Raw genomic sequence first — 12,423 nt, forward strand, 5'->3', positions numbered from 1 at the left:
TATTATGTTTATATCCATCCATGCCTCACCACTGCCTGGAATGGACATGCCACACACCCCACACCCCGAACGACTCAGGGCCTTCATTGGCGCCCTGGCCGAACTGATCGACAGCAACCCACCAGAAAGCGACCTGCTGCACCGCGGCGGCAAGCTGCTTGCGCAACTGGTCAGCCACGACGACTGGCTGCCCGATGAGTTTGCCGTGCCAGACCCGACCCGCTACCAGCAGTTCCTGCTGCATGCCGACTCGCGCCAGCGCTTTTCGGTGGTCAGTTTTGTCTGGGGCCCGGGCCAGAGCACACCGATCCACGATCACCGCGTCTGGGGCCTGATCGGCATGTTGCGCGGTGCCGAATATTCGCAAGGCTTTGCCCGCAGCGCCGATGGCCGCCTTGAGCGCGAAGGCCCGGCCATCCGTCTGGAACCGGGCCAGGTCGAGGCGCTGTCACCGCGCAGCAACGATGTGCATCAGGTCAACAACGCCTTCGACGACCAGGTGTCGATCAGCATCCATGTCTACGGCGCCAATATCGGCGCCGTGCGCCGCGCGGTGTACCTGCCCGACGGCACCGAGAAGCCGTTTATCTCCGGTTATTCCAATGCCTTTCTTCCCAACATCTGGGACCTGTCCAAAGAAGCGAGCCAAGCCCAATGACGACCTCTGCCACCCGTTCCTACACCGACATTCGCCAGGCCCTGCTCGACCGCCAGGAGCTGGCACTGGTCGATGTGCGCGAAGAAGCGCCGTTCGCCGAATCGCACCCGTTGTTTGCCGTGAATATCCCGCTGTCCAAGCTGGAGCTGGAAGTGCTGGCGCGCATCCCGCGCAAGGACACGCCGGTGACCGTCTATGACAATGGCGAAGGCCTGGCGCAACGGGCCCTGGAGCGCTTCGCGGCGCAGGGCTATGTCGACGTGAAATTACTCGAAGGCGGTCTGGCGGGCTGGCGCGACGCCGGCGGCGAGCTGTTCATCGACGTCAACGTGCCGAGCAAGGCGTTTGGCGAACTGGTCGAGCACCATCGTCACACCCCGTCGCTGGCCGCCGAAGAGGTCAAGGCGCTGCTCGATGCCAAGGCCGACGTGGTGGTGCTCGATGCCCGCCGCTTCGATGAATACCAGACCATGAGCATCCCCACCGGCATCAGCGTGCCCGGTGCCGAACTGGTGTTGCGCGCCCGCGAGCTGGCGCCTGACCCGGCCACGCGTATCGTGGTCAATTGCGCCGGTCGCACACGCAGCATCATCGGCACCCAGTCGCTGGTCAATGCCGGACTCCCCAATCCGATCAGTGCGCTGCGTAACGGCACCATCGGCTGGCTGCTGGCCGGCCAGACCCTCGAACACGGCCAGGCCCGGCGTTTTGCCCAGGTCACTGAAGACACCCGCGAAATCGCCAGCGCCGATGCCCGTCGGGTCGCCGACAAGGCCCGCGTGCAACGCGCCAGCCTGAATGAGCTGCACACCTGGCAGGCCGATACCACACGCACCACGTACCTGTTCGATGTGCGCACACCGGAAGAATTCGCCGCCGGCCACCTGCCGGGCGCGCGCTCCACCCCGGGCGGCCAGTTGGTACAGGAAACCGATCACTTTGCCAGCGTGCGCGGGGCGCGCATTGTGCTGGCCGACGACGACGGCGTGCGCGCCAACATGTCGGCTTCGTGGCTGGCGCAGTTGGGCTGGGAGGTCCATGTGCTCGACGGGCTGCAGGCCGCACACTTCAGCGAGCAGGGCGACTGGGACGCGCCCGGCCCCACCCCGCCGCAGGTCGAGGAAATCGCGCCTGAAACCCTGGCGCAATGGCAGGCCGAAGGCGTTGTCGCGGTGCTGGATTTCACTGCCAGCGCCAACTACGTCAAGCAGCATATTCCCGGTGCCTGGTGGACCCTGCGGGCCGACCTGAAAAACGCGGTGGCCAAGGTGCCGGTCGCCGAGCGCTATGTGCTGACCTGTGGCAGCAGCCGCCTGGCCCGCCTGGCCGTGGACGAGGTGCACGCCCTGACCGGCAAACCGGTGTTTCTGCTCAAGGGTGGCACCGCCAGTTGGGTCAAGGCCGACCTGGCGCTAGAGCACGGCGAGACGAACCTGGCCTCACCCCGCATCGACCGCTATCGCCGCCCGTACGAAGGCACCGAGGCTCCCCGTGAAGCGATGCAGGCGTACCTGGATTGGGAATACGGCCTGGTGGCACAACTGGACCGTGACGGGACCCACGGGTTCTATGTGATCTGACTTCAGTACACTGTGCAGGAGCGCGCTTGCCGGTATGCCTGACCACCGCGACCGGCTGCGCAACAGTCGTAAATTTTCAGCGTTTCATAGATTTCTGCGAGCGCTGCGCACTCGGTCGCGGGCAGAGCGCGCTCCTACCGCACCGATCACGCTTAAATCATAAAAAATCATATTAAATATAAAAATAATCAAACAAATACATAATTAGCATATAGCCAATCGTTCCTTCCCTCCCCGTTCTTATAGGCATAACTTCAATTCCAGACAGACCCCAGCCTGGCGGATGTCATCCCGTCGCCTGCTGTACCGTCTGGCCATGACCTGCTCGCTTCGACGACAGCGGCGCCCGGTGCGTGCAATCACTCGATTCATTCAAGGAGCAGCTTCATGAGCCAGCAACGTCATCTCAAACTCGGTGCCATGGTCCACGGTGTCGGTCATGGCTGGGGCGAATGGCGGCATCCCGAGGCCCAAGCCGATGCCAGCGTCAACTTCGGTTTCTACAAGCAGCAGACCCGCCTGGCCGAAGACGCCAAGTTCGATTTCGTATTCATCGCCGACAGCCTGCATATCCACGAAAAGTCCAGCCCCCACTACCTCAACCGCTTCGAGCCGCTGACTGTGCTGTCGGCGCTGGCGGCGACCACCGAGCACATCGGCCTGGTGGCCACCGTAACCGTCAGCTACACCGAGCCCTTCCAGGTGGCGCGTCAGTTCGCGTCGCTGGACCACATCAGCGCAGGCCGCGCAGGCTGGAACATCGTCACCTCCTGGCTCAGCGGCACCGCTGACAATTTCGGCAAATCCGAACATCCGCCGCATGCGGTGCGCTACCGCATTGCCAAGGAGCATGTGGCGGTGGTCAAGGGCCTTTGGGACTCCTGGGAAGACGACGCCTTTACCCGCAACAAACAGACCGGCGAATTTTTCGCCCCTGACAAACTGCACGCGCTCAACCACCAGGGCGAGTTTTTCAAGGTCAAGGGCCCGCTGAACATCGCCCGCTCCCGCCAGGGCCAGCCGGTGCTGTTCCAGGCTGGCACCAGCCACGATGGGCGCAACTTCGCTGCCGAGTATTCCGATGCGATCTTCGTGCATGTCGAGTCGCTGGAAGACGGCATTGCTTACGCCAAAGACTTGAAGCAACGCGCTGCCGGTTTTGGCCGCAACCCGCAGGACCTGTCGATCCTGCCGGGCATCCGCCCGATTGTCGGGCGCGATGAAGCCGAAGTGGAAGCACGATTCCAGCAGGCCGTGGAACTGGTCAGCATCGAGGACGCCATCGTCGCCCTGGGCCGACCGTTCAACGACCACGACTTCAGCCAGTACCCGCTGGACGAACCCTTTCCGGAGCTCGGCGACCTGGGCGCCAACAGCCAGAAAGGCGGCTCCGACCGCATCAAGCAACTGGCCCGCGACGAAGGCCTGACCCTGCGTGAAGTGGCGTTGTATTTCTCCCGCCCGCGCCGCGACTTTGTCGGCACCCCCGAACAGGTCGCCGATGCCGTGCAGACCTGGTTCGAGCAAGGCGCGGCCGACGGCTTCATCATCAACTCGGTGCTGCCCGACGGCCTGCAGTACTTCGCCGAACTCGTGGTGCCGATCCTCCAGCAGCGTGGCCTGTTTCGTACCCAGTACAGCGGCGCGACCCTGCGCGAGCATTTTGGCCTGCCCGTACCGGCCAACCGCTACAGCGTCGAGCGCCTGCATCAACCCACTCCAGAGGAGGCCGTGGCATGAGCCTGTCCCTGAACCGACAACTGGCTGACCTGCATGCCGAGCGGGTCGCCCACTGGGCGCCCGAGGTGCTGCAGGTCAATATCGACCAGCGCCAGCACCTGGTCGACACGGCCGACACCGAACGCTTCGTCAAGGCCGGTGACCGCATCGAGCCTTTTGAACTGCTCAAGGTCGAGGGCGGCACCTTAAGCCGTGATCAGCTCTTGCAAAACGGTGCCGCCGTGCTGGTGTTCTTTCGCTTTGCCGGCTGCCCGGCGTGCAATATCGCCATTCCCCATTACGACCGCCACCTGGTGCCCGCGCTCGAGGCGCTAGGCGTGCCGCTGGTGGCGATCAGCCCGCAGGTGCCGGAGCGCCTGGTCGAGATCAAGCACAGGCACAGCCTGCGTTTGCAGGTTGCCAGCGACAAGGACAACGCACTGGGTCGCCGCCTGGGCATTCTCTACAGCTTCGATGAGGCCTCGCGCCAGGCGGCGCTGCGCAAGGGCAGCAGCATTGGCGAAGTGACCGGCACCGGCACCTGGGAATTGCCGCAACCCACTGTGGTGGTGCTCGATGCCGATGCCCGCGTGGTGTTCGCCCAGGTCAGCCCCGACTGGCTGGTGCGCACCGAAGCCGAACCCATTATTCAGGCAGTCGAGCGGGCACTGGCCACACAACTGGCTGGCGCAACGACCTGAATGCGCTACCACCACTAATTGCGCAAGGAACCGCACATGAGCCTTTCAAGCCTTCGTCAGCGCCATGACGAACCCGAGTCCGCCGAGGCGTTCAGCGCCAGGCTGGACACCCTCACCGCACACCTGGCCGCCACGGCCGAGCACTACGATGAAACCGGTGAGTTTCCGCATGCCAACTTTCGCCTGCTGCACGAACATGGCCTGCTGGGCCTGACCGTGCCAAAGGCACTGGGCGGCGGCGGCGCCGACCTGGCGCAGGCGCTGCAAGTGATCAGCGCCGTGGCCAGGGGCGAGCCATCCACAGCACTGGTGCTGGTCATGCAGTACATCCAGCATGCCCGCCTGCAAGACAGCACCCAGTGGCCCGAGCACCTGCGCCGGCAAGTCGCCCTTGAGGCGGTGCGCGATGGCGCGCTGATCAACGCGCTGCGCGTCGAGCCGGACCTGGGCACTCCGGCACGCGGCGGCCTGCCATCGACCCTCGCCCGGCGTACCGCCGACGGCTGGCGTATCAGCGGGCGCAAGATCTACTCCACCGGCAGCCACGGCCTGACCTGGCTGGGCGTGTGGGCGCGCAGCGATGATGACGACCCGCTGGTGGGCACCTACCTGGTGCACAAGGACACCCCGGGCATTCGCATCGTCGAGGACTGGGATCACCTGGGTATGCGTGCCACCAGCAGCCATGAAGTGATCTTCGACGACGTGCTGGTGCCGCTGGAGCACGCCGTCAGCGTCAGCCCCTGGAGTGCGCCACGCGCCGAACTGGACCCGGACGGCATGCTCTGGATGTCGGTGTTGTTGTCGGCGGTCTACGACGGCGTGGCCCAGGCCGCCCGCGACTGGCTGGTGACGTGGCTGGAACAGCGCAAGCCGTCCAACCTGGGCGCCGCCCTGGCGACCTTGCCACGCTTTCAGGAAGTGGTCGGCCGGATCGACACCTTGTTGTTCGCCAACCAGAACCTGCTCGGCAGCGCCGCCCGAGGGCAGGTGCCAGGCCGGCATGCGGCGCAGATCAAATACCTGGCCACCGACAACGCCCTGCGCGCCGTGGAAGCGGCCATCGAAGCCAGCGGCAACCCCGGCCTGTCACGCAGCAACCCGCTGCAACGTCACTACCGCAATGTGCTGTGCGCCCGCGTGCACACGCCGCAGAACGACACCGTGCTGCAAGGCATCGGCAAGGCTGTCTTTGCAAGCCGTCACCCTGGCTGAACCTCATCCCCTGCACCGGCCTGAAACGGCGCCCCTGCGATGTTGCAGCGGCGCCGTTTTTGCACAGGCCCGTACCACATTTATTGCTTGAAAATTCACAAAACCGCTTCATCTCGTATGACAACCCTTAAGGCAATTTCTTAAATGGCCTTTTGGATCCATGTTCATCTTGAAAACAACCCATGCCATGCATCCATTGAGCCGATCGACTTTTAATTGGCCAGGCAGTCAACTTTGATTTTGCCGGTGTCAGCCGCCCCCCCACCTCCCTGCGCCAGGGCTTAGGGGTTCTCCCGATATAGACGTCAAATTGCCACCTATATGATCCCTCTTTCAGATCATCGAATGGACGCGAGAATGTTGATTTATCTTGCTTTCTGGGCAGGCCTGGCGCTGGCTGCAAGTGGACTTGCGCTGGGCCACATGCTGGTCGCCGGCGCCGGCCTGGTCGTCATTGCCATCGCCACCTTGAGCCTGCATCGACAGGCTGCCGTCGCCGCCCTGGCCAGCCAGGCCGCTCCGCTCGACCTCCCCGCTACAGCGTCCACCGGCCCCGATGTGCCTGCGTTGCTGCACAGCGTGGTGCCCAGCTGGAGCGACAGCATCGCCCAGAGCCGGCAGTTGCTGCAAAGCAACATCGGCGACCTGTTCGAACGCTTCAGCAACATTGCCAGCCGCCTGGAAGGCAGCCTGGGCAACTCGGAAAACATCCTGGCCAATGGTGGCGTCGGCAGCAGCCTGCGCGAGGCCAACCAGCGCCTGCAGGATGTCACCGAGGCTTTTCAGGCCAGCAGCGAACGCCAGCACAGTCTGATCGACACCATCAGCCAGTTGGGCAACTACGCCGGCCAGTTGCAGCAAATGGCCAAGCGCGTTCAGGAAATCGCCAGCCAGACCAACCTGCTGGCCCTTAACGCCGCCATCGAGGCCGCGCGGGCCGGCGAGCATGGCCGCGGCTTTTCAGTGGTGGCCGACGAGGTGCGCAAGCTCTCCTCGCTGTCGGCCGAAACCGGCCAGGGCATGGACGCCAAAGTGGTAGAAATCAACCGCGCCATCAGCTCGACCATTGCCGCCGCCGCCGCCCTGGGCGACAGCGAGCGCAGCAACCTGGAATTTCTCGACGGCTCGGTCAAGCAGGTCATGAGCCATCTGGAAAACAACCTCAACGAGCTGTCCAGCGCCTCCCAGAGCCTGCAGCGCGATGCCCGCGATACCCAGCACGACATCCAGGCCATCATGGTCAACCTGCAGTTCCAGGACCGCGCCGACCAGATGCTCGATCACGTGCAGAGCGACCAGCAGCAACTGCTCGACGCCCTGCATGAACAGGACCCCAGCCTGCATGATCCACGCGCCTGGCTCGAACGCCTGCGCCTGCGCTTCACGACCGAAGAGGAACGCCACGGACGCACCGCGAGCCCGGCCAGTGACGTGACCTTCTTCTGATGATTGCCCTTCTTTTGCACGAGACCTGACACATGGCCAAGACCGTAATGATCGTCGATGACTCCGCTTCGATGCGCCAGCTGGTGAAAATGAGCCTGACCGGCGCCGGCCATCAAGTGATCGAGGCCAGCGACGGCCGTGACGCCCTCAACAAGCTCACCGGGCAGAAAATCAACCTGATCATCAGCGACGTGAACATGCCCAACCTGGACGGCATCGGCCTGGTCAAGGCGGTCAAGGCGCGGCCTGAGTACCGCTTCACGCCGATCATCATGCTGACCACCGAGAGCGAGCAATCCAAGAAGGCCGAAGGCCAGGCCGCCGGCGCCAAGGCCTGGATCGTCAAGCCCTTCCAGCCCCAGCAGTTGCTCGCTGCGGTTGAAAAACTGATGGGGTGAAGCGGTGTTTTCGATCATTGCGCCAACCGCCGACAGTCCTGCACTGATGCAGGTCAAGGGCGACCTGACCATCTATGAAGTGCAACAGGCTCATGAGCAACTCATGGGCCTGTTGCCGCTTGAGGCACCGGCCTGGCAACTGGACCTGTCCGGCGTCCTTGAACTCGACAGCGCCGGGGTGCAATTGCTGCTGGCCCTGCATCAGGCGCTGTCGAGCGCCGAGCGGCCGGCCACCGTCCTGGCCGCCTCGCCCAGCGTGCTGGAACTGGCCGGTGTACTGGCCCTGGACGCTCTTTACCCCGTGGCCCTGGCCGAGGATTGAACCATGCTCAGCGCCGAACAATGGAACCAGTTGCTGCAGGGTTTTCTGGATGAGGGCCGCGACCTGCTCAAGGACGCCGAAGACAGCCTGCTGCGCCTGGAAACCTGCCCCGACGATGACGAGGCGGTCAACCAGTTGTTCCGTGCGGTGCACACCCTCAAGGGCTCGGCCGGGATCTTCTCGCTGGGCCCGCTGGTGGGCCTGACCCACCATCTCGAAAGCCTGCTGATGTCGGTACGCGACGGCCAGCTGGCGCTGACTTCACCGCTGACCTCACTGATCCTGACCTGCATGGATGAGTTGCGCACCATGCTCGAAAGCGTCAACCCGGACACCGGCGAACTGCTGGCCGATGATGAACGCCAGGCGCCACTGCTTGCCGCCCTGGCACAAGCGCAGGGCGCACTGTCATCGTCCGCAGCGGCGGTAGACGCGCCTGTGCATGCCCCTGAGCACACTGACACCGCCCTGGCGCATGACTGGCAGATCACGGTCGGGTTTGCCCCCGACCTGTTCGAAAACGGCTTCGACCCGGCCGCCTTCGTGCGCTACCTGAACAAGCTCGGGCGTATCACCCGCCTCGTGACACGCACCCCGAACCTGCCGGTGCTGCACGCCCTCGACCCGCACAAGTGCCATCTGGCGCTGGACATCAGCCTGTGCAGCACGGCCAGCCGCCAGGAAATCGAAGATGTTTTCGAATTCATCCAGGACTTCTGCACGTTGCAGGTCGAAGCGCGACCTGCCGATGCGCAAGACAATGGTTCCTCGTCCGTGTCCCAGGCAGACACCTTGGTCGAATCGCCGCAGGCACTGACGCCCGTCAGCGCAAACGGCACCGGCACCGCGCTGGTCCAGAGCGCTGCGGCCAGTGCGGTGCAGACCGCCCCCGCGGCGCAGGCGCGCAATGCGTCTACAGCGTCGGCCAGCGCGACGGCCAACCGCGAACGCCGGTCCAGCGAAACGGCGCTGATCAAGGTCTCGGCCAGCAAACTGGACGAGTTGATCAATCTGGTGGGTGAACTGGTCATCAGCACGGCCGGGGCGCAGATCCAGGCGCGCTTGTCCGGCAACAGTCGCTGCATCGAAAGCACCCAGGCGGTGCTGCAGCATGTCGAGCAGATCCGTGACAACGCGCTCAAGCTGCGCATGGTCGAAGTGGGCGAAACCTTCAATCGCTTTCATCGCGTGGTGCGCGATGTCAGCCAGGAGCTGGACAAGAAGATCCAGCTGACCATCCGCGGCGGCGAGACCGAGCTGGACAAGTCGGTGATCGACCGGATTGCCGACCCGCTCACGCACCTGGTGCGCAACGCCATCGACCACGGCATCGAGCCCGCCGCCGAGCGCCTGGCGGCCGGCAAGCCGGTCGAGGGCAACCTGAGCCTCAACGCCTATCACGACTCGGGCATGATCGTGCTCGAAATCAGCGACGACGGCCGCGGGCTCAATACCCGGCGCATCCTCGACAAGGCCATTGCCAAGGGCATGGTCGAGCCTGAGGCACAACTGGCCGAGCGCGATATCCATGCGCTGATCTTCGAACCGGGTTTCTCCACCGCCGAACAGGTGTCGAACCTGTCGGGCCGGGGCGTGGGCATGGACGTGGTGCGCAGCGCCATCGATCAGTTGCGCGGCCTGATCGAAATCGACTCGGTCGCCGGCGTCGGCTGCATCTTCCGCATTCGCCTGCCGCTGACCCTGGCGATCATCGATGGTTTTCAGGTCAGTGTCGGCGACGAGAGCTTCGTGATCCCGCTGGACATGGTCACCGAATGCATGGAAGCCCCCGAACAGGGCCTGGACAAAGGCTATGGCTACCTCAACCTGCGTGGCCACCCATTGCCGTGCATTGCCCTGGACAGCCACTTCGGCCTGAAGACGCAACCGTCACGGCGGCGCAACATCGTGGTGGTCAGCCAGGGCCGCCAGCAGGCGGGCCTGGTGGTCGACCAGTTGCATGGCGAGCTGCAAACCGTGATCAAGCCGCTGGGCACGATGTTCCAGCACCTGCGCGGCATCAGTGGCTCGACCATCCTGGGCTCCGGGCAAGTGGCCCTGATCCTGGACATTCCCAGCCTGCTGCGCCACCTGCAAACCCAGATGCAACCCCAGACCCCGCCGGCAACAGACCCCCAGGGACCGGCCACGGCAACACCCGGCATGGCCAACGCTTACTAACTTGTGCAGCCTTTCAGGAGATCGACCATGCAGTTCATTCGCAATATGAAAATAGGATTAAGGCTGACCCTGGGGTTTCTGGTGGTCGTGGTGCTGACCGGCGTGATCGGTGTCATCGGCATTCGTAACCTCGATCAGGTCAACCAGTTGTCCGACCGCATGTACGACGTTGACGTCGAAGGCATGAACCAGCTGCAAGAGGCCAATATCGAGTTGGTGATGATCGGTCGCGCGCTGCGCGGCGCCATCCTGAGCACCACGGCAAGCGAGCGCGAACGCCTGTTGGCCAGCACGCTCAAATCCATCGAGAACACCCGCGCGTCGATCACCAAGGGCCGCGAAAGCTTTCTGACCAAGGAAGGCCAGGACAAATTCGACGAAATCACCGCCCCGCTGAATGACTACGAAGCCGTGGTCAAGCAGGCGACTACGCAGATTCGCCAGTCGAGCCAGTTGCAGGAAAGCGGTGAAATCACCGACCTGCTGAGTCGGGCCATGATCAGTGGCGATGTCGTGGATCGCGTCCTGGGTGAGATCGTCGATCACAAGAAAATGCGCGCCGGCCAGGCCAATGAAGACATTGGCCTCATCGCGGCCAATTCGCGGGTGCAGATGATCGGCCTGATCATCGCCGCCACTCTGCTGGGCCTGCTGATCGGGGTGATCGTCACCCGCAGCATCACCAAGCCACTCAATGGGGCCGTGGAGGCCGCCAACCGCATGGCTGCCGGCGACCTGAGCAAGGACCTGGAAGTCACCAGCAAGGACGAGACCGGCCAGTTGCTGGGCGCGATGCAGAACATGGCCGTGCGCCTGCGCAGCATCCTGGGTGATGTGCGCAGCGCCGCCGACGCCTTGTCTTCGGCGTCCGAGCAGGTCAGCTCGACCTCGCAGTCGCTGAGCCAGGCGGCCAACGAACAGGCCGCCAGCGTCGAGCAGACCAGCGCCTCGGTCGAGCAGATGTCAGCGTCCATTTCGCAGAACACCGAAAGTGCCAAGATCACCGATGGCATTGCCGGCAAGGCCGCCAACGATGCCGTGCAAGGTGGGGGTGCCGTCAGTGACACGGTGCTGGCCATGAAGCAGATCGCCGACAAGATCAGCATCATCGATGACATTGCCTACCAGACCAACCTGCTGGCCCTGAACGCCGCCATCGAAGCGGCGCGTGCCGGTGATCATGGCAAGGGCTTTGCGGTGGTGGCCGCCGAAGTACGCAAACTGGCCGAACGCAGTCAGATCGCGGCCCAGGAAATCGGCCAGGTGGCCTCCAGCAGCGTGCAACTGGCCGAACAGGCCGGGCGCCTGCTCAACGAGATCGTGCCCAATATCCAGAGAACCTCGGACCTGGTGCAGGAAATCACTGCCGCCTCGCAGGAACAGAGCGGCGCGGCCGGACAGATCAATATCGCCATGGGCCAGATGAACCAGATCACCCAGCAGAACGCCTCTGCCTCCGAAGAGCTGGCCGCCACGGCCGAAGAAATGAACGCCCAGGCCGGCCAGTTGCAGGAACTGATCGGTTTCTTCCGCTTCGACGAAAACGCCGCCAGCCGGCCATTGCCGCGCATCAACGACAGCCATCCCGGTACGCCGGCGTCCTGGTCGCGTGGCAAGCGTCAGGTCGATGAAGGCCAATTCGTCAGTTTCAGTTGAGGAAAGGCCATGAACCTTGCCCAGAAAACCCTGCACGGCCTGAATGCTGCGCACCTTGATGCCGCGCAGGTCGAAAGCGTCCAGCACCTGTCGTTTCGCGTGCGTGAGGCAGCCTATGCGCTGCCCATCGACCTGGTGCGTGAAATCATCGAGTACCACGATGTCACGCCGGTGCCGATGATGCCGGCGTTCATCCACGGCGTGCTCAACCTGCGCGGCAATGTGGTGCCGGTGCTTGATCTGGCGGCGCGCTTTGGTTTCGAGCTGACGGTGGCGAACAAACGCACCTGCATCGTGATCATCGAGCTGCACCTGGAAGATCATGCGCAGTGCATCGGCCTGGTGGTCGATGCCGTGGATGCGGTGCTGGACATCGACCCGCAACAGGTGGTGCCACCTCCGCCGTTCGGCGCCGGCATCCGCACTGACTTCATTGCCGGCATGGCCCGCAACGAACAGACCTTCACGATCATTCTGAACATTCCGCAAGTGCTGTCTCTTGACGATATTCGCCAGCTCAGCCTTGCTGTGGTCAAGGGAAGCTGAG

11 protein-coding genes are annotated in these 12,423 nt (G+C 63.7%); all 11 read left to right on the top strand.

Going from position 1 to position 12,423, the window contains the following annotated elements:
- The first annotated feature begins 46 nt into the window (after window positions 1-46).
- The 11 genes from DGA31_RS06050 to DGA31_RS06100 all read left to right on the top strand — a co-directional run bounded on the left by DGA31_RS06050 (window position 47) and on the right by DGA31_RS06100 (window position 12,422).
- Window positions 47-658 (top strand): cysteine dioxygenase family protein, encoded by a 612-nt coding sequence (locus DGA31_RS06050; RefSeq protein ID WP_056838454.1) that lies wholly within the window; start codon window positions 47-49, stop codon window positions 656-658.
- Window positions 655-2,238 carry a rhodanese-related sulfurtransferase gene (locus tag DGA31_RS06055; protein ID WP_109511926.1) on the top strand — a complete coding sequence of 528 codons (1,584 nt, stop codon included), beginning with the start codon at window positions 655-657 and terminating at the stop codon, window positions 2,236-2,238. The genes DGA31_RS06050 and DGA31_RS06055 overlap by 4 nt, the downstream gene beginning before the upstream one ends.
- Window positions 2,239-2,625: 387 nt before the next feature.
- Window positions 2,626-3,978, top strand: coding sequence for an LLM class flavin-dependent oxidoreductase (locus DGA31_RS06060; RefSeq protein ID WP_056838450.1), 1,353 nt, complete (start codon window positions 2,626-2,628; stop codon window positions 3,976-3,978).
- Entirely contained in the window at window positions 3,975-4,658 is a 684-nt protein-coding gene (locus tag DGA31_RS06065; RefSeq protein WP_109511927.1) for a peroxiredoxin-like family protein, read from the top strand. The genes DGA31_RS06060 and DGA31_RS06065 overlap by 4 nt, the downstream gene beginning before the upstream one ends.
- A 36-nt stretch (window positions 4,659-4,694) precedes the next feature.
- The gene (locus tag DGA31_RS06070; RefSeq protein WP_109511928.1) at window positions 4,695-5,873 is read left to right on the top strand and encodes an acyl-CoA dehydrogenase family protein; all 1,179 of its coding nucleotides are present in this window, start codon (window positions 4,695-4,697) and stop codon (window positions 5,871-5,873) included.
- A 423-nt stretch (window positions 5,874-6,296) separates the two neighbouring features.
- Complete coding sequence (locus DGA31_RS06075; protein ID WP_269084916.1) at window positions 6,297-7,319, top strand: methyl-accepting chemotaxis protein; 1,023 nt, start codon at window positions 6,297-6,299, stop codon at window positions 7,317-7,319.
- 32 nt (window positions 7,320-7,351) lie between these two features.
- Window positions 7,352-7,717, top strand: a complete 366-nt coding sequence (locus DGA31_RS06080) for a response regulator (protein WP_056838443.1) — start codon at window positions 7,352-7,354, stop codon at window positions 7,715-7,717.
- Window positions 7,718-7,721: 4 nt separating this feature from the next.
- Window positions 7,722-8,039: an STAS domain-containing protein gene (locus DGA31_RS06085; protein ID WP_109511929.1), complete on the top strand. Its 318-nt coding sequence runs from the start codon at window positions 7,722-7,724 to the stop codon at window positions 8,037-8,039.
- A gap of 3 nt (window positions 8,040-8,042) precedes the next feature.
- Window positions 8,043-10,220: a chemotaxis protein CheA gene (locus tag DGA31_RS06090; RefSeq protein ID WP_109511930.1), complete on the top strand. Its 2,178-nt coding sequence runs from the start codon at window positions 8,043-8,045 to the stop codon at window positions 10,218-10,220.
- A gap of 27 nt (window positions 10,221-10,247) precedes the next feature.
- Window positions 10,248-11,876 carry a methyl-accepting chemotaxis protein gene (locus DGA31_RS06095; RefSeq protein ID WP_056838438.1) on the top strand — a complete coding sequence of 543 codons (1,629 nt, stop codon included), beginning with the start codon at window positions 10,248-10,250 and terminating at the stop codon, window positions 11,874-11,876.
- A 9-nt stretch (window positions 11,877-11,885) separates the two neighbouring features.
- Complete coding sequence (locus DGA31_RS06100) at window positions 11,886-12,422, top strand: chemotaxis protein CheW (RefSeq protein WP_109511931.1); 537 nt, start codon at window positions 11,886-11,888, stop codon at window positions 12,420-12,422.
- Window position 12,423: the final 1 nt, after the last annotated feature.

This window comes from Pseudomonas ovata (assembly GCF_003131185.1).
Taxonomy (GTDB): Bacteria; Pseudomonadota; Gammaproteobacteria; order Pseudomonadales; family Pseudomonadaceae; genus Aquipseudomonas; species Aquipseudomonas ovata.

What these genes read in the sequence shown, in the direction of transcription:
- DGA31_RS06075 (WP_269084916.1), top strand. Translation starts at nt 6,297, where the DNA reads ATGCTGGTCGCCGGCGCCGGCCTGGTCGTCATTGCCATCGCCACCTTG.
- DGA31_RS06055 (WP_109511926.1), top strand. Translation starts at nt 655, where the DNA reads ATGACGACCTCTGCCACCCGTTCCTACACCGACATTCGCCAGGCCCTG.
- DGA31_RS06065 (WP_109511927.1), top strand. Translation starts at nt 3,975, where the DNA reads ATGAGCCTGTCCCTGAACCGACAACTGGCTGACCTGCATGCCGAGCGG.
- DGA31_RS06080 (WP_056838443.1), top strand. Translation starts at nt 7,352, where the DNA reads ATGGCCAAGACCGTAATGATCGTCGATGACTCCGCTTCGATGCGCCAG.
- DGA31_RS06070 (WP_109511928.1), top strand. Translation starts at nt 4,695, where the DNA reads ATGAGCCTTTCAAGCCTTCGTCAGCGCCATGACGAACCCGAGTCCGCC.
- DGA31_RS06060 (WP_056838450.1), top strand. Translation starts at nt 2,626, where the DNA reads ATGAGCCAGCAACGTCATCTCAAACTCGGTGCCATGGTCCACGGTGTC.
- DGA31_RS06095 (WP_056838438.1), top strand. Translation starts at nt 10,248, where the DNA reads ATGCAGTTCATTCGCAATATGAAAATAGGATTAAGGCTGACCCTGGGG.
- DGA31_RS06090 (WP_109511930.1), top strand. Translation starts at nt 8,043, where the DNA reads ATGCTCAGCGCCGAACAATGGAACCAGTTGCTGCAGGGTTTTCTGGAT.
- DGA31_RS06100 (WP_109511931.1), top strand. Translation starts at nt 11,886, where the DNA reads ATGAACCTTGCCCAGAAAACCCTGCACGGCCTGAATGCTGCGCACCTT.
- DGA31_RS06050 (WP_056838454.1), top strand. Translation starts at nt 47, where the DNA reads ATGCCACACACCCCACACCCCGAACGACTCAGGGCCTTCATTGGCGCC.